This window comes from Methanothrix sp. (assembly GCF_016706325.1).
In the GTDB taxonomy this organism is placed as follows: domain Archaea; phylum Halobacteriota; class Methanosarcinia; order Methanotrichales; family Methanotrichaceae; genus Methanothrix.
Genome location: NZ_JADJJX010000001.1, coordinates 1,833,330 through 1,855,724, shown reverse-complemented (window position 1 = coordinate 1,855,724; position 22,395 = coordinate 1,833,330). Strand labels below are relative to the sequence as shown.

Here is a 22,395-nt window from a genome sequence, read left to right as displayed (position 1 = left end):
GATCATTCCGATCTGTCTGGCTTACGGGCCCCTTCGCCCATCACCTCCACCGAGCCGCTCCCCCCCCCTATGCCCCGCATCCTCAGCGGCTTGCTCGCCATCGTGAAGGTACGGGCCCCCATCCGGCGCTACGGCATGGCACTAGATCTGCTTCATGGCTTGCCGGCTGCGGCTGCAGCCCTCTATGACCCGCGCCTGGGCAGTGATCGCCGCCAGCCATATCTAGAAGTGGAAGGCGGGTGGGGCAGTGGATGTGAGGGCTGCCTGCAGAGAGATAATGCAATGCAGCCCGGCTTGCGCATCTCAGACAGATGATCATCGCTCCCTTCTCATCATCACCATCATCCCCCCCGCTGCCAGTGCTGCAGCAGCGGCGCCATAAAGAAACGAGGCCTCAGCACCCCAGAGGGACCACAGGGCCCCAGCGAGCAGGCTGGAGATGATGGATGCCACCCCCACCAAACCGTAGTATATCCCTAAAGAGCTTCCTCTCAGCCCGGCTGGGCAGAGGTCGGAGATATAGGCCCTCTCCGAGCCGTCCACCAGGGCATATACCAGGCCGTAAAGGGCGAAGAGGACGATCAGGCCCCAGAGGCTGGAGATAGAAGCAAATCCGATGGCGGTAAGGGCAAAAAGGGAGTACCCCAGGAAGAGGACCCTTCTTCTCCCCACCCGATCCGACCATATCCCCGCTGGCATGGCCAGGAGGGCATAGACCAGATTGAAGAGCAGATAGAGGAGAATGGGCGCTGCCACTGCCATAGATCCGGAGAAATGGGCCTGAGCGCGGAGGATGAAGAACATATAGCTGAAGTTGCCCAGGGCGAAGAGGCAGGCTATGAAAAGGAAGGCCTTAAGCTCAGGGGATAGGGCGGAGAGATTCAGTCTGATGCTGCATTCAGAACCTGAGAAGCTCTCTTTCACCTTGATAAAAGGAATCAATGCCACTATTGAGAGAATCCCTGCCAGCATCAGAATGGAGGAGTAGCTGTATCCTCCCTGCCAGAGGAGATAGGCCAGAAGCGAGCCGACGACAGCGCCTGCCGAATCCATAGCCCGGTGCAGGCCGAAGCCTCGCCCCTTGTTCTTCTCATCTGCGGACTCGGATATCATGGCATCCCTGGGGGCGGACCTCACCCCTTTGCCGCTCCTCTCCACTGTCTTGAGCAGGAAGACATGCTGCCAGGCGGAGGAAAAGGGAAGGAAGATCTTGCCTGCTGCCGAGAGGGCATAACCGGCCACCACCAGCGGCTTTCTCCTGCCCAAACGATCGGAGCAGCATCCTGAGAGGAGCTTGAGTATGCTGGGCAAGCCATCGCTCACCCCGCCGATCAGGCCCACTGCCATGCTGCCTCCTCCCAGTTGGGCGATAAAGAGAGGAAGGATGGGCTGGATGATCTCGCTGCTGATGTCGTTAAGAAAGCTGACAAAGCCCAGCAGAAGGATGTTCATCCTCTTATCCGGAGCTGACAATGCAGTCCAACCACCAGTGATCTAAAATGCCCTGAATGTCATCTGCCGCTCGGAAAGAAAAGGATTTGAGGGCTCTATGATCAATCCACCTGGAAGGCCATCCGGGATCCTCCTCGCCATCCGGATAGAGGCGCAAGCAATCTCAACCGCTGCACTGCTTATCATCTGCTCCAGATAGCAGCTTCCAGATGAATACAATATCATGGGCGAAAATCATCTCTCTGTATAGTAAAACCCTTTGCCTCGTGAAGGGAGAAGGCAAAGAGAAGAACGGGGAAGGCAGAGAGGAGAGATGGAGGGAAGAAAGCAGAAAGGGGAAGGGAGATGGGAGGAGACAGAAGGGAGAAGGCGGAGAGGAGAGGGGCAGAGAGGAGGGGCAGAGGGGAGGGGCAGAGAGGAGGGGCAGAGAGGAGGGGCAGAGAGGAGAGGCAGAGAGGAGAAAGCGGAAAGGGAGAAGGGAGGTGGTAGAAAGGAGAAGGAGGGGCTAGAGAGCGGAAGGTGAAGAGGAGGAGGAAGAGGAGGAGGGAGATGAGAAGCGCTACGGTTGCTCTCATCCAGAGCCCATATGTTGGCCTTCTGAATGGATTATGCTTTGGTTGCTCTTCTCGGCCAGACGAGAATCCAGGCGGCCAGCAGCCATAAGAGAATGAATGCAATGACGAGCCTCATCATGTGGAATCACAACTATTAATAATGATGTTTTTGTATATCTATGTTTTGCTTGCCATTGGGTTTGCCATTGGGCGGAGAACCCGAGTAGAATAGCCTGATATAGTTTGCAGTCCACCAGTCCTTAATGGTGTTTGAGTATGAAGGCGATCAATGTTATCATCTTCCCGTTTTTCCTGCTTTTCCTTCTGCTCCTTTCGGGCTGCATCGAGCGCCCGGAGGCCCCAGTGGTCTCAGAGCAGGATGCCACAATGGAATGGAAGGCCGATGGAATAGTCAGCGAGGGGGAATACAGCCGCAGCATGCTCCTCCAGGCCCCGCCCAGACAGGGTTATAGCGGCGGGAATATGCAGATCTCCTGGAGGAATGATGATGAGTATCTCTATCTCGCCCTGAACGGCAGCACCACCGGCTGGATAGCTCTGGGATTTGAGCCTTTGGAGTGGATGAAGGACTCAGACATAATCCTGGCCTCAGTGGACAATGGCCGGGCCGTGGTGCTGGACGAGTACTGCACAGGCAACTATGGCCCTCATATCGAGGATACCATGCTGGGCGGCACTGACGATATAGAGGAGTATGCGGGAAGGGAATCGGACGGAAGAACCATAATCGAGCTGAAAAGAAAGCTCAAGACCTCTGACCGGTTCGACAAGTCCTTCTCCCCAGGACAGGCGATCTCCATCATATGGGCGCTCTCTGACAATCCTGACATCAGCCAGAAGCACAATGTGGCCTATGGCGAGGGCATCCTCACCCTGACCAGTCAGGGCGAGGTGGCAGCTGCTTCTGTCCTGGGAGGGCTCAGCCCAAGAGAGATAGAGGGGCTTGTATTCATCTGGGAGGAGGAGAAGGCAGCAAGAGACATCTACTCATCTCTGTACGAGAAGAACAATCTCACCATCTTCCTGGACCTGACCAGATCAGAGCAGAGCCACATGGACCAGGCTAAGGCGGTGATCGATAAGCATGGCCTTGCCCTTCCAGAAGATGTGCCGGGATTGTTCGAAAACAAGACACTGCAGGAGATCCACGACCGCCTTTTGGCAGAGGGATCAGCCTCCATTGAGGGGGCGCTGAGGGCGGCAGCAGAATTTGAGGAGATAAGCATCATGGACCTGGAGGCTGAGCTGGCAGTAGCTGAGAGCGAGGATGTCAGGACCATGTATCAGGGACTCCTGGCCGGCTCAAGAAAGCACCTCCGCTCTTATGTGACTGATCTTCACAGCCAGGGAATAGACTACCAGCCGCGGCATCTTGAGATGAAGGAGTTTGAGGAGACGGTGAAGGCCTAGATGGAAGGAGAGAGAGCAGCAAAGCGATCTGGCTGATCAGCAATGGCGCCCTGGATGGAACGGCATATCGAGGCGCGACAGCCGCCGGGCGCCCTGTTCATTGCTTCAAGTGCTCCATTCCACATTCAGGAGCAGTATCTGCAATAATTGCAGCCTTCCTGCCCTGAGAAACTATTTAATGCCGGGCTATCATTGCCCAGGGAGGTGAAGATTATGAAGCATCCCGACCGCGTATTCTCATTCAAGGAACTGGAAGCTGAGGACGATCTGGTGGAGGCTATGACCAACCATCATTGGCCTATTTGCTATGGCTTCTACCATGGAAACCATCTCTTTCTGGGAGATGGAGATAGCGAGGACGATCCCGAATATGCCGCCGCCACTGTGGACAAGACTGAGGGGCATCAAGGTGTCCACGGCCGTGAGGTGGGAAGGATCAGGCCCCGGGGGATGTCCTCAGATGAGGTGCGCAGGTTCATCCAGGATATCACTGAAGGCAATTATGCCAGCGAGAACCCCATCCAGATCTGTGTCGAGCCGATCTGGCATCATAGCTGCACCTTCTGCCGGCTGGAAGAGGATTAGACAGATGCGGCAGCCCGGCTGATAGACAGATATGGCAGTCCGGCTGATAGATAGATGCGGCAGTCCGGCGGATAGACAGATGCGGCAGCCCAGTGGATAGACAGATATGGCAGCCTGGTGTGGTGGTAGATAGATATGGTAGACATATCGGAGCCCGAGCCTTGAGCAGGAGAGACCTGCCTGCCGCTTCAAAGAGAGAGATCACCATAATAAGGGCGGGCAGCTACTGGGCTTTCAAACATTTCTTCGAGGACAAAGAGACATTTCGAGAGCTTGCCAGCTACTATGACCGGAATGAGTTTCGATTCATTCTCAAGACCCCTGGGGAGAGGAATCTGGTGGCAAAGCTCCTGGAGAGAAGGGGATTTGCAGTCAAAGCGATAGAGGACTCTCGCGGTTATGTGGTAAAATTGAGCCGCAAGAGCAGATACTCCTGGGTGCTGAAGAACTCCTTAGCCCGGATTGAGAATGATGAGTGGCGCATCTTCCTGATGAAGGATGAAGAATCAGTCAAGGAGGCCTTAAAACAGGGGGCAAAGCTGGTGGAGGTGGATGTGCGGTTCTGATCCTGATCCTCGTTCTGCATCAATAATCCTGCGGGGGCACCACCTGCCTGATGGAGAGGGCGGCAAGCAGGCTGAAGGCTCCCAGATAGAGGAAGACGGGGACGAAGTCGCCTCCATTCAGATCCAGCAGATGTCCAGCGAGGGCGGGACCCAGCGGCCCGGCGATAAATCCGTAGGCGGCAAAGGTAAGGCCGAATATGGCTCCGAAATGATCCAGGCCGAAGCAGTCTGCCACCAGGGGGGCTGATACTGAAAACAGTGTGCCGAAGGCAAATCCCACCACTGCCGCCAGGATTGCAGACGAGGGCAGATCATCTGCCAGGGGAAAGAGAAAATAGGCCAGGGCTGCAGCCAGGAAGGCCAAGCTCATGACCCTTGCTCTTCCCCATTGATCGGAGAGATAACCGCTCGCCAGGCGGCCGGTGCCATTGGTCAGATTGAAGGCGGTGAGGATGAGGACTGAGGACTCCAGGGGAAGGCCCAGGGATAATCCATAGCCTGTGGAGAGGACGGTCATGGAGATACCCGCCGCCCCGGCCAGGGTCCAGGTCATCCAGAGAAACCAGAAGCTCCGAGTGTGAAGAGTCTCCTTCACTGTCAAAGATCGATTCCTCTCCTCACTTCCCGTGCCGGCTCCCTTCCCCCACTGCCAGCCGGCTGTATAATCCGGCTCCCGGGCGAGGTATGCGCCCATAAAGCCTGAAGCCAGGGTAAGGGCAGCCAGGAGCAGGCCCAGACTCCTGTAGCCCAGGGATTGCAGCATCATCCCGAATACAGGAGACATGATGGCAGCGGCGAGCCCGAAGACCATGCTCACCGTCCCTGAGACCAGCCCCCTCCGGTGGGGATACCAATGCTGCACCAGAGTGAGGGCGGGGATGTAAACAAAGCATGAGGCAGTTCCATTGAGAAAAGACCAGGCATAGACCATAAAAATCGATTCTGCATATGCCGCCAGGATGCAACCGCAGGCAGTGAGGAGAATCCCCAGAAAGATCATCCTTCTGATTCCATACCGCTCCTGCCAGCGGCCCACCAGGAACATGTTGATGCCCACTGCTGCCAGCATGAAGAACAGAGCCGCTCCAGTGGCCCCGCTGCCGACCTGGAACATCTCCCGCCATGCCGGGGCCATCACACCGGGAAAGCCGAAGGTGAGAGCCCCCGGCCAGAAGATGGCCGCTGAGCAGCCGATCACTGCCCCAAGAGCCCGCCTCCTCTCTCGCTTATGCTGGTCCATCATTCCTGTGGACGGATGCCATTCTCCCCCTATTTTTCATTAGCCCTTAATCCGATCTCTTGAAAAAAATGCTCTTTGATGAATCAATAGCTGTATCGCTTTCATAGCAGGAGACAAGAGCATTCTATGATTTCGCCTTCTCATCCCTCATCTTGACCAGCAGCCAGCCGCGAGGAGTCCTGGTGAGGGCGAAGCCGCCCTGCAGCCTCCTGCCCTCCAGCCAGAATGAGGCATGGCCGCTTTCCAGGGCCCGGGAGAGGGGAATCTCCCGGCCATCCTTATTCGAGAGGTTCCTGTAGCTGCCCGAATCCCAGATGGCCACCGTTCCCGCTCCGTACTGCCCCTCGGGAATTGTGCCCTCAAATGAGGCATACTCCACTGGATGGTCTTCGGTCTGGACTGCCAGTCGCTTATCCCTTGGATTCATGGAAAGCCCTTTGGGCACAGCCCAGGATTTCAAGACGCCCTCCACCTCCAGGCGGAGGTCATAGTGCAGTTGGCGGGAATGGTGCTCCTGCACTACAAAGATCTGGCCGCCTGGGGTATGGCCGCCTGAGGCTTCTCCCTTCTCCGCCAATAAGGATGGATTGGGCTCAGAAGTGACAGTGAAGTCCCTCTTCTCTTGATAGCGTTTAAGCCGATCGGAATTCATGAGGATTCCCCATGGTCATCGACCATCCTTGGAGCCCAGCCGATAAATAGGTTTCATCGTCTCACTAAGAGGCGGCCTTTGCGGCGCGCCTGAAGAGCTGCTGAGGCGCGCCAAGGTATGCGAGAGGATGCTTGTGCCAGCCCCTCTCCCCAGCCAGACTGTCCCCTGCCAAAAAGCCATCAGCATGACGCTGCAGGCACAAAGTCCATTCCCGGATCTAACTCAAACTCCTTTCCACTGCCCCGGCTGTCCACCAGCTTTACAAAACGGCAGCCGTATCGGTCTCCTCAGTCCTCCATTTTTCATCTTCATCCGGTTTTGGTCCTTCTGCTGGCCTCTCCTCTCACAGCCGTTCCACCATCTCAGTCAGGCCGAATGAGCCATCCAGGATCTCCTCTTTCAGCCTCTCTGCCAGCTTCACCGCCCTTGCTCTATCCGACTGACGGAGCTGGATGGGAACTGTCCTCTCCCCCAGATGAATGGCTCCCAGCCTTCCCTGGAAGGCCCCGCCGCTGCACTGGGAGACGCACAGGCCGCAGTTGAAGCACCTCTCTTCATCGCGCATAACCCGGCCATCCTCGATGAGGATCGCTCTCATGGGACAGACCGGCTCTGCAGTGCATACGCTGCAGCCTCTGCACCTCTCCGGATCGAACCTGACCCTTAGATCGACTGAATCCCAGACATCCCCGTAGCTGCTCTTGCCGATCTTCTGGCGGACATTCACATCCATTATGGTGAGAGGAATATCCCTGTCCTGCTGCAATATGGCATTGAGAATGGTCTCATTGAGAACCGGAATGGGCACCGCCCAGGAGCCTATGCACTCCGGGCCGGCTGAGGTCAGAAAGCCGCCCATGTACTCCGGATCCATCTGATGCATATCAGCCAGACCGAGGAGGTTGGGCCGGGTGGGCAGGGAGCGGGTGCCTTTGCCCACCACAAAGCCCTGAGCGCCATTGAGGAGAATGCGGGTCCCGATGCCTATGGTCTCCAGATAGGGATCGTTCTTGACCGGGTTGATCTGGCCGCATCCAGAGACCGTGGCAGCAGCAAGGTGGGGGGGAAACTCAATGCGGCTGAAGATGCTCTTCAGAGGGAGGCTCCTGGGGTTGACGAAGGCCACATAGTTCTTGAAGGCATTGCGGGTGGAGAATATACGGGCATAGGGTATCTCCTCCAGGCGGATGGACCTCTCGATGACCTTTCCATCTTCAGACTCCGCCTCCACCCGCGCCTCTCCTCCCTCCACCAGTTCGCGGAAGAGGTGTCCTCCCCCATACTCAGGCTGGTATATGCTGTGCGAGGTGCCGTATACCATCAGATCGATCATCCCCAACCTCTCATTGGGACAGGGTCCGGGCCAGGCGGGAACGCCATTGATCCTGGCGCTGCTGGCGCGGATGAATGATCCCGGAGCTGCCAGGGGAAAGGATAGCACAGCATATGTGCCGCTCATCACCGCTCGGGTGGCAGTGGTGACGACATCAACATCCTTCAGACTGACCTCTCCTCTCTCCTCAAGCATCCGGGAGATCTCCGGCTGGGTGAGGACCACTGCCCGTCCGCACTTTATGCGTTCTTTTATGTCTTCTATTCTCCTGATCATGCTGATCGAGGCATCGCCTCTCTGGCATAAAGCAACTGCGATCTGAATGAAAAGAGAATTATCATCGCAGCGTCACAGATCGCAGGGAGGGCTGGAGGGATGAGCCCTCCCGCAGGATATGGCGAATCCCACTCTCCTATCCCGCCAGTATATCCTGGTTTTGATAATTTAAAGTCTTATTTTTCATGTAGTTCTCATATTGAGATCATCTGAAAGCATTGATGCTACCCGGTTTGACCTATGAGGCCAATGTTATAACCGCAAGCCTCAAATCTTGAAAGCCGAGCATGCTAGCTATGGCCATGAATGTGGAGCGCTTCATAGAGGATGCCATTGCGGAGATCAAACGCAATATCCAGGGCCGCGCAATTATCGGTCTGTCTGGAGGGGTGGACAGCTCAGTGTGTGCGGTGCTCGCCCACCGGGCTTTGGGTGAGCGGCTGGTATCTGTCTATGTGGACTCGGGGCTGATGAGAGAGTCTGAGTCCGAGCGCATCGAGGAGCTGTTCAAGGATCTTGGACTGGTGCGGGTCAACGCCCAGGAGCGTTTTTTGGAGGCCTTGCGAGGCATCACCGATCCCGAGGAGAAGAGGATGGTGGTGGGAGAGACCTTCATCCGGATCTTCGAGGAGGAGGCAGGCAGGATAGGCAGCGATTGCCTGATCCAGGGCACCATCTATCCGGACAGGATCGAGTCGGATGGGGGCATAAAGGCCCATCATAATGTGGGAGGCCTTCCCAGCCGGATGGAGTTCAAGAGCATAGTCGAGCCTCTGCGCGACCTGTACAAGGAGGATGTCCGCCAGGTGGCACGGGCTCTGGGCCTCCCTGCAGAGATCAGCGAGAGGATGCCGTTTCCCGGCCCCGGGCTGGCAGTCAGAGTGGCAGGCGAGGTCACCAGCGATAAGCTGGATGTGGTCAGAAGGGCAAATGCCATTGTGGAGGAGGAGTTGAAGGAATTCAATCCCTGGCAGGCACTTGCCGCCCTCCTGGGCAAGGCGACTGGAGTCAAGGAAGGCGACCGGATCTACGGCTATGTGATCGCCGTGCGTGCTGTCTCCAGCCAGGATGCCATGACAGCAGAGGCGATGGAGCTTCCCTGGGAGGCGCTCAGACGTATCAGCAGCCGGATCACCGGGGAGATACCTGCGGTCTGCAGAGTGGTCTACGATCTGACCCCCAAGCCCCCGGGCACAATAGAGTTCGAGTAGTCAGACAAGGAATCTTTAGAGCAGTTGAGCTATGAGGCCGGCTGCCGGCTGGAGTGCTCTATCTCAGCCTCATGAGGGGATAGCAGCTCTCCTGGTCATACTCCAGCCGGGCGGAGATCACCTCTCCTCATATTCTATCTCCACCTGGGCCCAGATCATCCTCCCCTCCAGCTCGCCGTAGCCGAAGATGTTCTCCTTTAGCATATCCCGGTTTATCCTCACCTCAACCCTGCGGACATAAGGCTGAAGGGAGATGCTCTCCTCCATAGCTCTCTCCAGGCTGGATGCAGTCCTCATTCCTACTGGAGAGCCCACGAATTGGTGATAAAGTGCTCCCAGCTTAATGCCGGCCTCAAATGCCGCTATCTCCCTTTTTGTAGGCGTGAGATCACCACCGGACTTAATAAATATGCAATTACGAGCGCACCCAAAATAATGGCGGCATAAAGGATGTTGCTTTGAAGGAAGACCGCCCAGGCAGCAGCTATGACCAGCAGGCCCAGTATCAAGAGGATTCTCATATCCCTGATCTTGGGATAAGGCAAGGTGCTTATCATGAGCAGAGCCAGTAATAACATCAGCGGAATGGTCAGGCTGGGCTTCCCCAGAAGGACGCTGACGGACAGAGCCATGCCTGCTGCAGGGATGGGCAGGCCCTCGAAGAGTTGATCGCTCTTGCCTGAGATATTGAACCTGGCCAGGCGGAGAGCTCCACAGGTGAGAAAGATGATCGCTGCCGGCCAGATATGCATGGGCGGGCTGAAGGCCCCAACCACAAGAAAGGCGGGGGCTGCTCCAAAAGAGATCAGGTCTGCCAGGGAGTCCAGGTTTGCTCCCAGAGGGCCGGATCCAGTTCTTCGAGCCACAAATCCGTCCAGGCCGTCTGCTACTGCAGCTATAATTATGAGAAGTACAGCGAGCTTTATAGCATCCTGAGATTGCGATTCATGGATGAGGAGAATGGCAGCAAATCCCAAAGAGATATTCAAGATGGTGAACAGGTCCGGCGGCCGGAGGGCGTGCAGGATGTTCATGAGGAGGCTCCGGGCACATCTGGTGCCGCTGATATCTCCGATGCCGGTGCTCTCGATTCCACTGATTCGCCTGATGCCACCAGAGCCCCTGACGCTCCAGAATGAAGCTTGACGGCGATCACCGTCTTCCCCGCCCGGACGCTGTCTCCCAAAGACACCTGCAGCTTATATCCTCTGGGAATGCTGGTCTCAACCCGGGAGCCAAAGCGGATCATGCCTATCCTCTCCCCCGGAGGACGTGATCTCCTGGCTTGACATAACAGACGATCTCTCTTACAATGGTCCCGGTGATCTGGGACAGCTGGATCTCCCCATCTTCAGTCTCGATCCTCATCCTGCTCTGCTGGTTCTGGCTGGCGCGGTTGAGAAAGGCGGGAAGATGGGTCCCTTTCCTGTGCTCCAGGCTGATTATCGTCCCGTCCAAAGGCGCCCGGTTGACGTGCACATCGCCCAGGCCCATGAATACAGTGACCTTCTCCGGTGTGGCCTGAATGATCCTTCCATCAGCCGGAGAGAGCATTCCCTCGCTTTGGGGCAGGCGATCAGGGTCCCGGTGAAAGAACACCATGAAGATCAGGCTCATGAAGGCAGCAGCGGATATGTACCAGTTCCCGGCAACGGCCAGGACTGCAGTCAGGATGATGGGCACTGATATCCAGCGGCGGGAGTTCCTGGCCAGCTTCAAGCGGCATCTCCCCTGGGGTGTCTTATGTCCCCGGCCAGCTCATCGATGATCAGGAGAAGCTCGGGGAGGAGGAGGAATATCAGATACGAGATCAATAAAAGAGTAGCAGCAGACCCGATCTTGGCGATCATATTATGAGCAACCTCGAAGCTCTCGCTGCCAAACCAGCTCCAGCCGTAGGCTACGATCACAAACCCATTTCTCACTATGTTCAGGATATAGATGGAGAGGGTGGACAGGGCCAGAGCTATCGCCTTGCGCCCTCTTGGTGCCTGGACTGATATGATCAGTCCGGCAAAGAGGGAGATGCTCTCAATGGCGGTGCAGGCGAGGACGATCTCCACCGACCTCTCATTCAGGGTCACCATATTCCAGCTTGGCATGCTCACTGGAACGGATAGAGCGAGAAGAGCATGTGCAGTTATGAGGGTGGTAAATCCTATCAGGGCCTCTCTTAAGGGCTCGATCTCAGCAAAGGGAAAATAGACCATTCCACAGACTGCAGCGGCATAGCTCGCCCAGAGCTGGGCTTTGGAGGGGCTGCTCCTTCTCGCCAGCATCCCCGCCATGTAAAGGCACATCAGGCCGGCGGCAGTGAAGAGGAGGGCATTGAGGTAATCATTGCTGGCCAGATAGCGTCCCGGCTGGTACAGCCAGAACAGGCCCAATAGAGCCCATCCCGGTATGGCAATGCTGCTTTTTCTGCTCAGGGCTGAGACAAGCAGAAACAATAAGCTGATCCAGAGCAGGTAGGAGGCCAGCCAGTCCAACATCATTCAACCATAAAGTACCACAGGTTTATTTAGCATTATCTGCTTACATCACGTGATATGAACTTGGTGGGGCTGGATCCGTACCAGTTATAGGTTTGGTTGATCATGGGCAGAAATATTTTTATTTTAATTTGTGCAGCGGGCCTCGTACTCCTGGCCCTGGCCGGAGCGCAGATAGCAGGGGATGTGTCGCCTGATGCCAATCATAAGATCGATGCCGATCTGAGAGAGATGCTCGATGCCGGGAGGGAGGAGAGGATACCGGTGATTGTGATCTTCAAGGATTGCCAGCCTCAGGACCCCGGCGGCCTTGAGATCAAGTACAGCTATCGGCTCATCCCCGGCCTGGCGGGAGAGGCGAGCAGCCGGACTATCCAGGAGATGGCCAAAAGCGATAGTGTATCTGCCATCTATTTCGATGCTTTTGCAAAGACGTCAACGCCAGGGGATGATAGGGCATCAGCGCGGGGATGATAGGGCATCTGCACAGGGGAATGCATCTGTTAATGGCGCTTCCCTATCAGACGGTTACATCTCTCCTGCTCGGATCATCAATGCAGAGAGGCTGTGGGAGAAGGGGATCGATGGGAAGGGCATCAATGTCGCTGTGATCGACTCGGGCATCGATAAGAACCATCCTGACCTGATCGGCAAGGTGATTGCAGAGAAGAACTTCCTGGCAAATGAGGTTACAGCAGATGATCTCCTGGGCCATGGCACAATGATCGCCGGCATCATCGCCGGCTCGGGCGTCAGCTCGAAGGGAGAGTATAAAGGAATCGCCCCCGGGGCAAGCCTGATCAATGTCAAGGTGATCGACCAGAATGGCGACGGCAGGGTATCGGATATCATTGCCGGCATAGAGTGGGCCATCTACAATGGCGCTGATGTTCTGAGCCTCAGCCTGGGAGGGATAAACCTGGGGAGACCAATCCACCCATAACCATGGCTGCAGATAATGCCGCTAATCAGGGAGCGGTGGTATGCGTGGCTGCGGGCAACCGCAACAGCACCAAGAACAAAGATCAGCCATCGGGAGCATCGGCCAGCCAGCTGAGAGGCTCTTCCCCGGTCGAGCTCTCCGGCGCCGGGGGGAGCAGCAAGGATGTCTACTTCCTTTTTGTGCCCATCGTCCTCGCCCTGCCTCCGGGCCTTATCGACTCCCCAGGCGACGGGGTGAATGTCATCACCCTGGGTTCAACTGATGCTGAGGGCCGCATGGCCAAGTTCTCCGGCTCCGGGCCGACCAGGGACGATAGGATCAAGCCGGATGTCGTCGCCCCGGGGATGGATATCATATCCACTGTGCCTGCAGGACTGAAAGGGCCGGATTATGTTGATACCTACTATGCCCGGGAGTCGGGAACGAGCCTTTCCACTCCCATTGCTGCCGGCCTGGCTGCTCTTCTCTTGCAGGAGATGGGCGATCTCACCCCGCCGGGGTCAAGGGGGCTATGACCAGGGGAGCGCGAAAGCTAAACAACAGCCATGGTGTCTCCTATGAGCCGTACTATCAGGGAACGGGCCTTCTGGATGCTCTCCATTCCTATCATCTCCTGCAGGAGCTGGGGGAGGGGATGAGCGGGGTGGTGCCCGACCGATGGACCCCTGGAAGGTGGGCCTATCTGCCCTCCGGGGAGGGGGTCTATGTGGGCCTGGATACGGGAGCCGACCGGCCGCAGAAGAAGCTATATGCCCTTGCTCCCGGAGATCGCGACTGGAACACCAGGTTCGTCTTCTTCAGCAACCAGGAGAGAGAAGGGCTTTCCATCTCCCCCCGGGGGGAGATAGCAGACTGGATCAGCCTGCAGCCCCTTCCTGAGCGCATATCATCCAACAGCCAGCAGGTCTTTGCTGCATCCATCCAGGTGCCAGAGGGTGCAGATCCTGGAGATTACACCGGATCGCTGGATATCACCGACACCGGAAAGAGGCTCCTGAGTATTCCCGTCACTCTGACGGTGGCAGAGCCCCTGCCCCTCTCTCAGGGAAGGGGGCTGGACTCGGGAAGCCTGACTGGAAATCAGTGGGATTACTATTATCTGGATTTGCCTGTAGGAGCGGGAGGAATTGAAGCCAGGCTGGACTGGAGCTTTGGGGCCGATTCCATTGATGCTGATATGATCTACACCAATTCAACCACCTCCAACTCGACCACCTCCAACTCGACCACCTCCAACTCGACCATCTCCAACTCGACCACCTCCAACTCGGCCACCTCCAACTCGACCATCTCCAACTCGACCACCTCCAACTCGACCATCTCCAACTCGACCACCTTCAATTCAGTCCAATTCAACTCGAACCTCTCCAACTCGATCCCCTCAAACTCAGCCCCCTCTAACCAGACCCCCTCCGACTCAACCATCCCCATATCCAACACCTCCACTGCCTCTCTCTCCAGCCTGGACCTGTTTCTGATATCCCCCACCAGTGAGTACTACGGCGGAGCTCCTGAGGGCAGCTCCAAGAGGGTGGCGATCAAGAATCCGCCATCGGGAAGATGGTTGGTTGCTGTCTATAGCGAGAATGCATCTGCTAATGCCAGCTACACCCTCCAGGTGGAGCAGGAGATGATCGAGCCCACCCCCAAGCAGTGGCACATAGACTCCCTCAATCCGGGAACGAATGCCAGTCTGAAGATCCGGCTGGAGAACAAGGGCCCGGCAGTGGAAGACCTGAGCTATGTGGCAGTGATCGAGAACGAGAGCCTGACAGAGTATGCGGGCCGGGTGGGATTCAAGCAGATCTGGAACCGGACGGTGAATGTGAGCAATGAGAGCATCAGACTCTCCGCCGAGCTTGTCACCCTTGACGGCAGCAGATACAGTGAGGTGGCCCTGGTACTTGAGGACCCGGAAGGAATGGCAAGCGAGGAGAATGCCGACCTGGGATCGGGCACTCTCGGCCCGGTGGAGGTCTCCGATCCCCAGGCTGGCCGGTGGGTGATCAATGTCTATGGATATAATGTCCCCGAGGCCGGCCAGCCCTTCCGCCTGGCTGTCAGGCAATACTCTGAGGAGCCTTGGAGCTGGATTTCCCTGCGCGGCCCTGAAAAGCTGGAAGCAGGCAGCAACCAGACCCTTCAGGCAGAGCTCACCCTGCCCCAAAGCCCTGCCCAGCACCATCTCTCAGGATATATCCGGATCCGGGCAGACAACAGCAGCATCGATATCCCGGTGACAGTCTCCATAGCCGGCTCAAAGATCGCCGGCCTGAGCAGAGAAGAGGTGCTGGATGAGGATGGAGATGGCCGCTATGACCGGCTGGTCTTGGGTTTCGGGGTTAATACCACCATCCCAGGCGAATTCAGGCTGGAAGGGGTGTTAGATGACTGCCGGGGGAACAGAATCGACGTGATAGATCAAGGCCTGAGGCTGGATGAGGATGGAGAGATCCAGGTTAACATCAGCGGCACAGACATCTGGAGAGCAGGCCGGTGCGGCCCCCTGAGAGTCGAGAACCTGCTCCTCTACGACAATGCCGGCAATTACATCGATCGCTATGGTGAGGATATAAGCATAGATCGGGATCCCAGATCGTTCCAGGCCCCCAGGGCCTACATCAGCGGATTTGTCAATCAAACCACCCCGGAGGCCATAGCCATCGGGGTCAATCTATCGGTGACAAGGGCGGGAGCATACCAGATCGATGGCTTCCTCCTGGATGACTCTGGCGAGGAGATCGGATACGAAAGGGTGAAAAAGAGCCTCAATCCGGGCAACTACACCATCCGCCTGCAGTTTGATCCCGGCGAGTTCATGAAGCTGGAGAGGGCCGGCCGGGCTCGGCTGGTTGATCTGGTCTTAAGCTCCAACGGAGAGGAGCTGGATAGCAGAGAGCTGGCCTGGAGCTCAGAGGAGATGGATCCCGCCGCCTTCAGGGAAGGATCGGGTGCAGAGGAGATCAAAGCCTCTCAGGGGTCAGAGATCTCAGCGGGCTTTGAACCCCCTCTCCCCTTCCCGGCGCCGGCAAGGGCAGTGCTCAGAAGGGAGAATGGAACGGTGATCATATCCTGAGCCCCTGAAGATGTCCCTTTTTCATGTCACTAAAGAGTCGGAGATACCCCTGGTAGGCTGTCTGTACTTTGGGGTGGTGGACCGGGGGAGCAATCTCCTGCAGATCAGGCCCAGTTGCAGCTGTAATCTGAGCTGTCCCTTCTGCTCGGTTGATGCCGGTCCCAATTCCAGGTCCAGGGTGACAGACTATCAGGTGGAGCTGGACTATCTCATGGAGGCGGTCGAGGAGATCGCCCCCTTCAAGGGTGAGGGGGTGGAGTGCCATATCGACTCCCCTGGTGAGCCGATGCTCTATCCGGATATTGTGGAGCTGGTGAGAAGGCTGAAGGATATTGAAGAGGTGGCAGTGGTCTCCATGCAGAGCAATGGCACCCGCCTGGATGAGAGGATGATCGGATCTTTAGAGGAGGCGGGGCTGGACAGGATCAACCTCTCCATGCATGCTCTGGAGCCGGAGCTGGCAGCATATCTGGCTGGAAGGCCGGGATTTGATATCAAGGAGCTTGAACGGGTAGCAGTAAATATCGCCCGGAGCAGAATCGATCTGTTGATCGCCCCGGTCTACATTCCGGGGATAAACGATCTGGAGATTCCAAAATTGATCGATTTTGCCAGGAGGGTGGGGGCAGGAAAGAGGTGGCCTCCCCTGGGGATTCAGAAGTACGAGCACTACCGGCGGGGGCGATCTCCCCGTGGCGTTCGGGCGGAGAACTGGTGGCACTTCTATAACCGCAGCATGCCCCAATGGGAGAGGGATTGCTCGCTGCCTCTGCGGCTCAAAGCACAGGATTTCGGTATTGAGAAGCGGCCCATGATCCCCACGGTCTTCAAAAAAATGAGAAGACCAGGGTGGAGATAAAGGCTCCGGGATGGGTTGAGGGCGAGCAGCTGGGGGTGGCAAAGAACCGGGTGGTATCGGTGGTGGACTCTCCAGTGAGGGAGGGAGGCTTGAGGGTGAAGATCGTCTCCAACAAGCACAACATCTATGTGGCCGTGCCATACATATGACGGGGCAAGCAGGGCCGGCGAGATAATCGGTTGTATACTGGGGTGAAGGCTGCCGGATCGAATCTGTCTATGCCGGATCGAACCCGACTATGCCGGATCGAACCCGACTATGCCGGATAGAATCCGCTTATTTCATGAAAACCTTCTTAACCCATTCCCGCCTAAATCGATGCCCAGCAGGCAGGGTTAAGATGAGAGAGGTATTGCTGGAATCCCGGGATGACCGAGCGCAGTTCTATCTGCCGGAGAAGTGCATCGGCTGTGGAACCTGCGTTCAGGTCTGCCCCAAAGGGGAGCTGATCATTGGATCAGTGGGGGCCGTGGTCCGCGGCCTGATAGACAAGGACTTCATTGAGAAGAGAGAGAGCGGGGACTGTGTCTTTTGTACGCTGTGCGCACGGGTCTGCCCCACTGGTGCCCTTGAGTTCAGAAAAGAGGGCAAGCCGGAGATGGATAGCTCTTACCTCAGCGTCGCGATCAAGTCCACCACCGTGGATGATGAAAAATGCTCTCACTGTGGCCTGTGCAGCGATGTCTGTCCTCAGGCCTGCATTGAGATTCAGGACAGGCATCTGGCAGAGGATGGCCGCCTGAGGGTGGGAGGAAGGACGCTGATCGATCTGAACCGCTGCGTTCACTGCGGTTGGTGTGCTTTTATCTGCCCCACGGGGGCCATATCCTTTGAGAAGCCCTTCGCCGGGGTCTACAGCCGGGATGATAGCATCTGCCAGTCCTGCAGGACATGCGTTCATACCTGTCCGGCCAATGCCCTGTTCAACCGGGAATGGAAGCAGGGAGAGAGGGGAGAGAAGGTCACCCACCGGCCTGATGCCTGCATCTACTGTGGTGCATGTGCCCAGGCCTGTCCAGTGCGGGCGATTGTGATCTCCAAGACCGCCATCGTTCCGGATATGAAGGGCAAAGGGGCCCTGGAGAAGAAGCTCTCCCTTCCTGCTCCCTGGCCCACCCTCACCTCTTGTCTGGAGACGGATGAGATTGCATGCCTGGGCTGCGGAAACTGCGTCATCGCCTGCCCGGTCAACGCCCTCTCCGATCCCTATCTCGCCGCTGGACATCTGAACGAGCTGGAGAGAAAACCCCTCCTGGAGGTCAGGGATGGCGCAATCAGGGTGGTCGACCAGGAGGTCTGCGGCTCCTGTGCCACCTGCAGTCTGATCTGCCCGGTGGATGCAATCCGGCTGGTGCCAAGAGAGGTGGTCTGATGGCAGCAAATCCTTCCAAGACGATGATCATCAAGAATGGATATCTCTTCGATCCTCTGAATGCAATCGATGGAGAGGTTCTGGATATCTTCATAAGAGGGGGCAGGGTGGTACCCTCCCTCTCCGGCCCGGAGGCGAGAGAGGCTACAGTGATCGATGCCCGGGGGAGGACGGTCATGCCCGGAGGGGTTGATGCCCACTCCCATGTGGCAGGAACCAAGGTCAACGCCGGCCGGCTGATGCGCCCTGAGGACCATTACAAATCAGTTCGCAAGAGGACAAAGATCACCCATTCGGGCAGCGGCTACACCGTCCCCTCCGTCTATAAGCAGGGGTACGATTATGCTGCTATGGGCTATACCACCGTCTTCGAGGCGGCCATGCCACCTCTCGAGGCCCGCCACACCCATGAGGAGATGAGGGCCACCCCCATCCTGGATATGGGCGCTTACATGGTATTTGGCAACAACTGGTTCATCATGCGCTACCTGAAGGAGGGGGATATCGAGAGGGCGGCTGCTTATGTGGCCTGGATGATGAGGACTCACAAGGCCTATGGCATAAAGTGCGTCAACCCCGCCGGGGTCGAGAACTGGGGCTGGGCCAAGAATGTCAAGGGCTTAGATGAGCCCAACATCCATTTCGAGGTCACCTCGCGGGAGATCATCCGCGGCCTGGCGGAGGTCAACGAATTGCTGGGCCTTCCCATGTCCCTCCACCTGCATGCCAACAACCTGGGCCACCCGGGCAACTGGGAGATAGCCAGGGATTCGCTGATGATCACCTCCTCTTTGGAGCCTGACAGCAAGATGAAGCTGGAATGGGCGGAGACGAAGGAGAGCGCCAGGAGAAGGCAGACCATCTATCTGGCCCATGCCCAGTTCAATAGTTATGGGGGATCGTCATGGAGGGACTTCTGCTCCGGCGCTCCCGATCTGGCCAAATACATCAACCAGACGGAGAACGTGGTCATAGACAGCGGCTCGATCCCCTTCGGCCCGGCCACCACCATGACCGGGGATGGCCCGGCCCAGCACGACCTGTACATGCTGACCGGCCAGAAGTGGTCCAACTGCGATGTGGAGATGGAGTGCGGCTCGGGCATCCTCTCCTTGGCCTATCTCAAGGGCAGTGCAGTTCATGCCACCATGTGGGCCATAGGCCTGGAGGTGCTCTTGCTGATCGACGATCCCTGGAAGACGATCATGACCACCGACCATCCCAATGGAGGCATGTTCAGCCAGTATCCTCAGCTTATAGCCTGGCTGATGTCCAGGAAGGCCAGGGACGATACTGCCAAAGAGTGCCACAAGTGGGCCTATGAGAGGTCCAGCCTGGGCGGGGTGGATCGGGAGATGAGCCTCTATGATATTGCCATCCTCACCAGAGCCAACTCTGCCCGGACCATAGGCATGGCCCACCGCAAGGGCCACCTGGGGGTGGGAGCAGACGGCGATGTGACTGTGTACGATATCGATCCCAAGGATCTGAATGTCAACGATCCATCCTATATCATCTCCCGCTTCAGCCGGCCTGATCTCACCATAAAGGACGGCCAGATCGTCGCCCGGAAGGGCGAGATCGTCTATGTGCCCGAGGGCAGAAGATACTACTGTCAGCCCTATATGGACGAAGAGGTGGAAAAGGAGATGATGAGGGACGTTCGGGACTGGTTCAAGTACTATACAGTGGGATTTGCCAACTATCCTGTCCCCGATAAATATCTGAAAAATCCGGTCCCAATACCGGTCAACGTGCCCATGGAGGCAGTGGCCAAGGAGGCAGGAAGATGGCAGAGATAAGGCTTGTTCCCAGAGGCAGGATCGGAATTACAGTGGAGGCCGAGGTCATCCGTCCCGACCTGCTCGCTGGAAAGACTGAGGATGAGATCGGGAGACTGATTGTCTGGCAGGGCCCGCGAGAGCTTCCCTTGAGCCAGTTCTTTGAGGTGGAGCTTCAGGGCCCTGCCCAGGAGGAGACGAGGATCATCATCGATGGAGATGTATCACGGGTAAAGCGAATCGGCCAGGGTATGAAGTCCGGCGTGATAGAGATCCGGGGAGCAGCAGGAATGTACACTGGAGCAGAGATGGCAGGGGGCCAGATCCTGGTGCAGGGCGATGCTGGCTCCTGGTCAGGCATGGAGATGAGAGGGGGTCTGCTGCAGATAGCCGGCAATGCTGCCGATCACGTGGGGTCTGCCTACCGGGGGAACTGGCGGGGGATGACCGGCGGCCAGATCCTGATCGGGGGAGATGCAAGAAGCCAGTTGGGTGGCGGCCTGGCAGGAGGATCGATAACTGTAGAGGGCAATGTCGAGAACTTCTGCGCCATTCGTCAGTCCGGCGGCCTGATTCTGATAAAGGGGAATGCCGTTCGAGGGCTGGGAGCGGAGATGAACGGAGGGACGGTGGTGCTCTCAGGGGCCGTGGAGAGCTTCACCCCTGGCTTCATCCACCAGGATGTGGAGAGCGACCCCAGGATTGGAGAGCTGCAACTGGAGGGGAGGTTCGCCCGGTTTTCAGGCGACTATGCCGCAGGCAAGAACCCCAAAGGGGTGCTTTATTGCAGAATGGACCGGGAGGGAGGAGAATGAGAGAGGAGTTTCTGCTGAACACCGGCAGCACAATCGAGGAGGGCAGACTGGCCAAGGGAGGAAGCAAGCTCACAGATGACTACACAAAGGAGTGCGCCGTCTGTGAGATGAACCTGGAGGACTATCTGGCCCTGGGCTCTCCGGAAAAGGTGAAGATAACCAGCCGGGACGGGCATAGCGTTGTGGTTTATGCTTACGGAGCAGAGAAGCTCCTCTCAGGGCAGATATTCATGCCCAGGGCCATCTGGTCAAATGTGGTGGTGGACCCGGAGACCTTCTCCACCGGCTCACCCCTATACAAGGGCTCGCCGGTCAAGATCGAGCCCTCAGATGAGGAGGTCCTCTCAGCAGAGGAGCTGACAGCAAGTCTGTACAAGCTGCAAAAGCGGGGGTTAGATGATGGTAACTAAGAATATAGTCTGTCCAGTCTGTGGGGCCTCCTGTGATGACATCCAGGTGGAGCTGGAGGGGTCGAGCCTGACGGTCAGGAATGCCTGCAAGATGGGCAATGCCAAGTTCCAGGAGGTGGTGAGCCCTCATAGGATCAGAGAGCCTCTGGTGAGGGAGAATGGAGAGCTGAAGAGGGCGAGCTGGGATCGGGCCGTAGAGAGGGTGGCGAGCATTCTGGCCAGCTCTGAGCGCCCCCTCCTTTTCCTGGGCAGCGAGACCTCGACCGAGGCCATGGAGGTGGGAATTCATATCGCAGAGTTCCTGGGTGGAATAGCTGACTCGAACTCCACCGTCTGCCACGGGCCCACTGCCATGGGCATTCAGGAGGCAGGACGGGTGGGGGCTACAGCCGGGCAGAGCAAGTCCCGGGCGGACCTGACTGTCTACTGGGGCTCCAATCCCCTGGAGTCCATGCCCAGGCACATGTCCCGTTATGCTGTCTACCCCCGGGGCTACTGGACCCAGAGGGGGAGGTTTGATCGGACGATCATCTGCGTCGATCCCAGGAGGAGCGTCACTGCAGAGAACTCCGACCTGCATATCCAACTCAACCCCAATACCGACTATGAGCTGCTCAGTGCTCTTCTGACCTTATTGCACGGCAAAAGGCCTCATCCCTCGGTGGAAGAGGTGACGGGGGTCTCCATATCCGAGATGGAGAAGATGCTCGCCATGATGAAGAGCTGCAACTTCGGGGCCATTTATGTGGGCCTGGGCATTGCATCATCCTATGGGAAGCACCGCAATGCTGAGATGGCCTTCAACCTGGTAAAGGAGCTGAACAGCCACACCAAGTTCGTGATCGGTGCTCTCAGAGGGCACTGCAATGTGGCCGGCTTCAACCAGATAGCATCATATCTGTATGGCTTCCCCTTCGGCCTGGATTTCTCTCGTGGTTACCCCCGTTACAATCCGGGGGAGTACACAGCAGTGGATGTCCTGAGGGACAGGGATGTTGATGCTGCCTTCATCCTCTCCGCCGATCTGGTCTCCCATTTCCCCGCCGCCTGCTCTGAGTATCTGGCTCAGATTCCCGTGGCCTGCATAGATATCGCCCCCTGCCCCACCACCATGATCTCTGATGTGATCCTGCCAGGGGTGATCGATGCCATGGAGTCTGATGGCACCTTCTACCGCCTGGACGATGTGCCCATCTACTTCCAGCCCTTCACCACCTCGCCCTTCCCCTTCACAGAGAGCAATGTCGATACCATGAACCAGATATTCGAGCGGGTAAAAATGATAAAGGAAAAGTGATCGATGCAATTGCTTTAAATAATCTGGTAGCGTAATAGAAGGATGGAGTT

The 22,395-nt window shown here is 57.1% G+C and carries 23 protein-coding genes and 1 pseudogene; 16 read left to right on the top strand and 8 right to left on the bottom strand.

Annotated elements, in window-relative coordinates:
* Positions 1 to 315: 315 nt before the first annotated feature.
* Positions 316 to 1,473, bottom strand: a complete 1,158-nt coding sequence (locus IPI63_RS09565) for an MFS transporter (RefSeq protein ID WP_292478145.1) — start codon at positions 1,471 to 1,473, stop codon at positions 316 to 318.
* Positions 1,474 to 1,718: 245 nt separating this feature from the next.
* On the opposite strand from IPI63_RS09565, the gene IPI63_RS09560 reads away from it, so the two are divergent.
* The 4 genes from IPI63_RS09560 (at position 1,719) to IPI63_RS09545 (ending at position 4,588) form a co-directional block, all read left to right on the top strand.
* Positions 1,719 to 1,961, top strand: a complete 243-nt coding sequence (locus tag IPI63_RS09560; protein WP_292478142.1) for a hypothetical protein — start codon at positions 1,719 to 1,721, stop codon at positions 1,959 to 1,961.
* 321 nt (positions 1,962 to 2,282) lie between these two features.
* Positions 2,283 to 3,437: a DUF2202 domain-containing protein gene (locus IPI63_RS09555; RefSeq protein ID WP_292478140.1), complete on the top strand. Its 1,155-nt coding sequence runs from the start codon at positions 2,283 to 2,285 to the stop codon at positions 3,435 to 3,437.
* A 213-nt stretch (positions 3,438 to 3,650) separates the two neighbouring features.
* Entirely contained in the window at positions 3,651 to 4,022 is a 372-nt protein-coding gene (locus IPI63_RS09550; protein WP_292478222.1) for a hypothetical protein, read from the top strand.
* Positions 4,023 to 4,183: 161 nt separating this feature from the next.
* A complete protein-coding gene (locus IPI63_RS09545) occupies positions 4,184 to 4,588 on the top strand; it encodes a hypothetical protein (RefSeq protein ID WP_292478139.1) in 405 nt (134 codons plus the stop codon).
* A 19-nt stretch (positions 4,589 to 4,607) separates the two neighbouring features.
* Here the strand turns inward: IPI63_RS09545 and IPI63_RS09540 are convergent, their stop codons facing one another.
* The 3 genes from IPI63_RS09540 to IPI63_RS09530 form a co-directional block, all read right to left on the bottom strand.
* Positions 4,608 to 5,831 (bottom strand): MFS transporter, encoded by a 1,224-nt coding sequence (locus tag IPI63_RS09540; protein ID WP_292478137.1) that lies wholly within the window; start codon positions 5,829 to 5,831, stop codon positions 4,608 to 4,610.
* Positions 5,832 to 5,952: 121 nt separating this feature from the next.
* Positions 5,953 to 6,480 (bottom strand): DNA polymerase ligase N-terminal domain-containing protein, encoded by a 528-nt coding sequence (locus IPI63_RS09535; RefSeq protein ID WP_292478136.1) that lies wholly within the window; start codon positions 6,478 to 6,480, stop codon positions 5,953 to 5,955.
* A 343-nt stretch (positions 6,481 to 6,823) separates the two neighbouring features.
* Complete coding sequence (locus IPI63_RS09530) at positions 6,824 to 8,089, bottom strand: methanogenesis marker 16 metalloprotein (RefSeq protein WP_292478134.1); 1,266 nt, start codon at positions 8,087 to 8,089, stop codon at positions 6,824 to 6,826.
* A gap of 302 nt (positions 8,090 to 8,391) precedes the next feature.
* Between IPI63_RS09530 and guaA the strand changes: the two genes are divergently transcribed.
* The gene (gene guaA / locus IPI63_RS09525; RefSeq protein ID WP_214064776.1) at positions 8,392 to 9,300 is read left to right on the top strand and encodes a glutamine-hydrolyzing GMP synthase; all 909 of its coding nucleotides are present in this window, start codon (positions 8,392 to 8,394) and stop codon (positions 9,298 to 9,300) included.
* Positions 9,301 to 9,417: 117 nt separating this feature from the next.
* Here guaA and IPI63_RS09520 read toward each other — a convergent pair whose 3' ends face one another.
* The 4 genes and pseudogenes from IPI63_RS09520 to artA form a co-directional block, all read right to left on the bottom strand.
* The gene (locus IPI63_RS09520) at positions 9,418 to 9,639 is read right to left on the bottom strand and encodes a dihydroneopterin aldolase family protein (RefSeq protein WP_292478221.1); all 222 of its coding nucleotides are present in this window, start codon (positions 9,637 to 9,639) and stop codon (positions 9,418 to 9,420) included.
* A 23-nt stretch (positions 9,640 to 9,662) separates the two neighbouring features.
* The gene (pssA, locus tag IPI63_RS09515) at positions 9,663 to 10,334 is read right to left on the bottom strand and encodes a CDP-diacylglycerol--serine O-phosphatidyltransferase (RefSeq protein ID WP_292478131.1); all 672 of its coding nucleotides are present in this window, start codon (positions 10,332 to 10,334) and stop codon (positions 9,663 to 9,665) included.
* Positions 10,331 to 10,854, bottom strand: a pseudogene (locus IPI63_RS12970) (phosphatidylserine decarboxylase). The gene pssA and the pseudogene IPI63_RS12970 overlap by 4 nt, the downstream one beginning before the upstream one ends.
* Positions 10,855 to 11,015: 161 nt before the next feature.
* A complete protein-coding gene (artA, locus tag IPI63_RS09500) occupies positions 11,016 to 11,795 on the bottom strand; it encodes an archaeosortase A (RefSeq protein WP_292478128.1) in 780 nt (259 codons plus the stop codon).
* A 102-nt stretch (positions 11,796 to 11,897) separates the two neighbouring features.
* Here artA and IPI63_RS09495 point away from each other — a divergent pair, with 102 nt between their 5' ends.
* The 11 genes from IPI63_RS09495 (at position 11,898) to IPI63_RS09445 (ending at position 22,345) form a co-directional block, all read left to right on the top strand.
* Positions 11,898 to 12,266 carry a hypothetical protein gene (locus IPI63_RS09495; protein ID WP_292478127.1) on the top strand — a complete coding sequence of 123 codons (369 nt, stop codon included), beginning with the start codon at positions 11,898 to 11,900 and terminating at the stop codon, positions 12,264 to 12,266.
* Positions 12,241 to 12,735: a S8 family serine peptidase gene (locus IPI63_RS09490; RefSeq protein WP_292478125.1), complete on the top strand. Its 495-nt coding sequence runs from the start codon at positions 12,241 to 12,243 to the stop codon at positions 12,733 to 12,735. Before IPI63_RS09495 ends, IPI63_RS09490 begins: the two co-directional genes overlap by 26 nt.
* A gap of 2 nt (positions 12,736 to 12,737) precedes the next feature.
* Entirely contained in the window at positions 12,738 to 13,250 is a 513-nt protein-coding gene (locus IPI63_RS09485) for a S8 family serine peptidase (protein WP_292478124.1), read from the top strand.
* Positions 13,247 to 15,811 (top strand): hypothetical protein, encoded by a 2,565-nt coding sequence (locus tag IPI63_RS13115; protein ID WP_292478123.1) that lies wholly within the window; start codon positions 13,247 to 13,249, stop codon positions 15,809 to 15,811. The genes IPI63_RS09485 and IPI63_RS13115 overlap by 4 nt, the downstream gene beginning before the upstream one ends.
* Positions 15,812 to 15,821: 10 nt before the next feature.
* On the top strand, positions 15,822 to 16,670 hold the full coding sequence (locus IPI63_RS09475; RefSeq protein WP_292478121.1) for a radical SAM protein: 849 nt from the start codon (positions 15,822 to 15,824) through the stop codon (positions 16,668 to 16,670).
* Positions 16,661 to 16,819: a hypothetical protein gene (locus tag IPI63_RS09470; RefSeq protein ID WP_292478119.1), complete on the top strand. Its 159-nt coding sequence runs from the start codon at positions 16,661 to 16,663 to the stop codon at positions 16,817 to 16,819. Before IPI63_RS09475 ends, IPI63_RS09470 begins: the two co-directional genes overlap by 10 nt.
* 134 nt (positions 16,820 to 16,953) lie before the next feature.
* Positions 16,954 to 18,042 (top strand): 4Fe-4S binding protein, encoded by a 1,089-nt coding sequence (locus tag IPI63_RS09465; protein WP_292478117.1) that lies wholly within the window; start codon positions 16,954 to 16,956, stop codon positions 18,040 to 18,042.
* On the top strand, positions 18,042 to 19,844 hold the full coding sequence (locus tag IPI63_RS09460; protein WP_214064743.1) for a formylmethanofuran dehydrogenase subunit A: 1,803 nt from the start codon (positions 18,042 to 18,044) through the stop codon (positions 19,842 to 19,844). Before IPI63_RS09465 ends, IPI63_RS09460 begins: the two co-directional genes overlap by 1 nt.
* Positions 19,832 to 20,638, top strand: coding sequence for a formylmethanofuran dehydrogenase subunit C (locus IPI63_RS09455; RefSeq protein ID WP_214064744.1), 807 nt, complete (start codon positions 19,832 to 19,834; stop codon positions 20,636 to 20,638). The genes IPI63_RS09460 and IPI63_RS09455 overlap by 13 nt, the downstream gene beginning before the upstream one ends.
* Positions 20,635 to 21,048 carry a molybdopterin dinucleotide binding domain-containing protein gene (locus tag IPI63_RS09450; RefSeq protein WP_214064745.1) on the top strand — a complete coding sequence of 138 codons (414 nt, stop codon included), beginning with the start codon at positions 20,635 to 20,637 and terminating at the stop codon, positions 21,046 to 21,048. Before IPI63_RS09455 ends, IPI63_RS09450 begins: the two co-directional genes overlap by 4 nt.
* Positions 21,038 to 22,345: a formylmethanofuran dehydrogenase subunit B gene (locus tag IPI63_RS09445; protein WP_214064779.1), complete on the top strand. Its 1,308-nt coding sequence runs from the start codon at positions 21,038 to 21,040 to the stop codon at positions 22,343 to 22,345. Before IPI63_RS09450 ends, IPI63_RS09445 begins: the two co-directional genes overlap by 11 nt.
* Positions 22,346 to 22,395 lie beyond the last annotated feature (50 nt).

What these genes read in the sequence shown, in the direction of transcription:
- IPI63_RS09555 (WP_292478140.1), top strand. Translation starts at nt 2,283, where the DNA reads ATGAAGGCGATCAATGTTATCATCTTCCCGTTTTTCCTGCTTTTCCTT.
- IPI63_RS09550 (WP_292478222.1), top strand. Translation starts at nt 3,651, where the DNA reads ATGAAGCATCCCGACCGCGTATTCTCATTCAAGGAACTGGAAGCTGAG.
- IPI63_RS09540 (WP_292478137.1), bottom strand. Translation starts at nt 5,831, where the DNA reads ATGATGGACCAGCATAAGCGAGAGAGGAGGCGGGCTCTTGGGGCAGTG.
- IPI63_RS09535 (WP_292478136.1), bottom strand. Translation starts at nt 6,480, where the DNA reads ATGAATTCCGATCGGCTTAAACGCTATCAAGAGAAGAGGGACTTCACT.
- IPI63_RS09530 (WP_292478134.1), bottom strand. Translation starts at nt 8,089, where the DNA reads ATGATCAGGAGAATAGAAGACATAAAAGAACGCATAAAGTGCGGACGG.
- guaA (WP_214064776.1), top strand. Translation starts at nt 8,392, where the DNA reads ATGAATGTGGAGCGCTTCATAGAGGATGCCATTGCGGAGATCAAACGC.
- pssA (WP_292478131.1), bottom strand. Translation starts at nt 10,334, where the DNA reads ATGAACATCCTGCACGCCCTCCGGCCGCCGGACCTGTTCACCATCTTG.
- artA (WP_292478128.1), bottom strand. Translation starts at nt 11,795, where the DNA reads ATGATGTTGGACTGGCTGGCCTCCTACCTGCTCTGGATCAGCTTATTG.
- IPI63_RS09495 (WP_292478127.1), top strand. Translation starts at nt 11,898, where the DNA reads ATGGGCAGAAATATTTTTATTTTAATTTGTGCAGCGGGCCTCGTACTC.
- IPI63_RS09490 (WP_292478125.1), top strand. Translation starts at nt 12,241, where the DNA reads ATGATAGGGCATCAGCGCGGGGATGATAGGGCATCTGCACAGGGGAAT.
- IPI63_RS09485 (WP_292478124.1), top strand. Translation starts at nt 12,738, where the DNA reads ATGGCTGCAGATAATGCCGCTAATCAGGGAGCGGTGGTATGCGTGGCT.
- IPI63_RS13115 (WP_292478123.1), top strand. Translation starts at nt 13,247, where the DNA reads ATGACCAGGGGAGCGCGAAAGCTAAACAACAGCCATGGTGTCTCCTAT.
- IPI63_RS09475 (WP_292478121.1), top strand. Translation starts at nt 15,822, where the DNA reads ATGTCCCTTTTTCATGTCACTAAAGAGTCGGAGATACCCCTGGTAGGC.
- IPI63_RS09465 (WP_292478117.1), top strand. Translation starts at nt 16,954, where the DNA reads ATGAAAACCTTCTTAACCCATTCCCGCCTAAATCGATGCCCAGCAGGC.
- IPI63_RS09460 (WP_214064743.1), top strand. Translation starts at nt 18,042, where the DNA reads ATGGCAGCAAATCCTTCCAAGACGATGATCATCAAGAATGGATATCTC.
- IPI63_RS09455 (WP_214064744.1), top strand. Translation starts at nt 19,832, where the DNA reads ATGGCAGAGATAAGGCTTGTTCCCAGAGGCAGGATCGGAATTACAGTG.
- IPI63_RS09450 (WP_214064745.1), top strand. Translation starts at nt 20,635, where the DNA reads ATGAGAGAGGAGTTTCTGCTGAACACCGGCAGCACAATCGAGGAGGGC.
- IPI63_RS09445 (WP_214064779.1), top strand. Translation starts at nt 21,038, where the DNA reads ATGGTAACTAAGAATATAGTCTGTCCAGTCTGTGGGGCCTCCTGTGAT.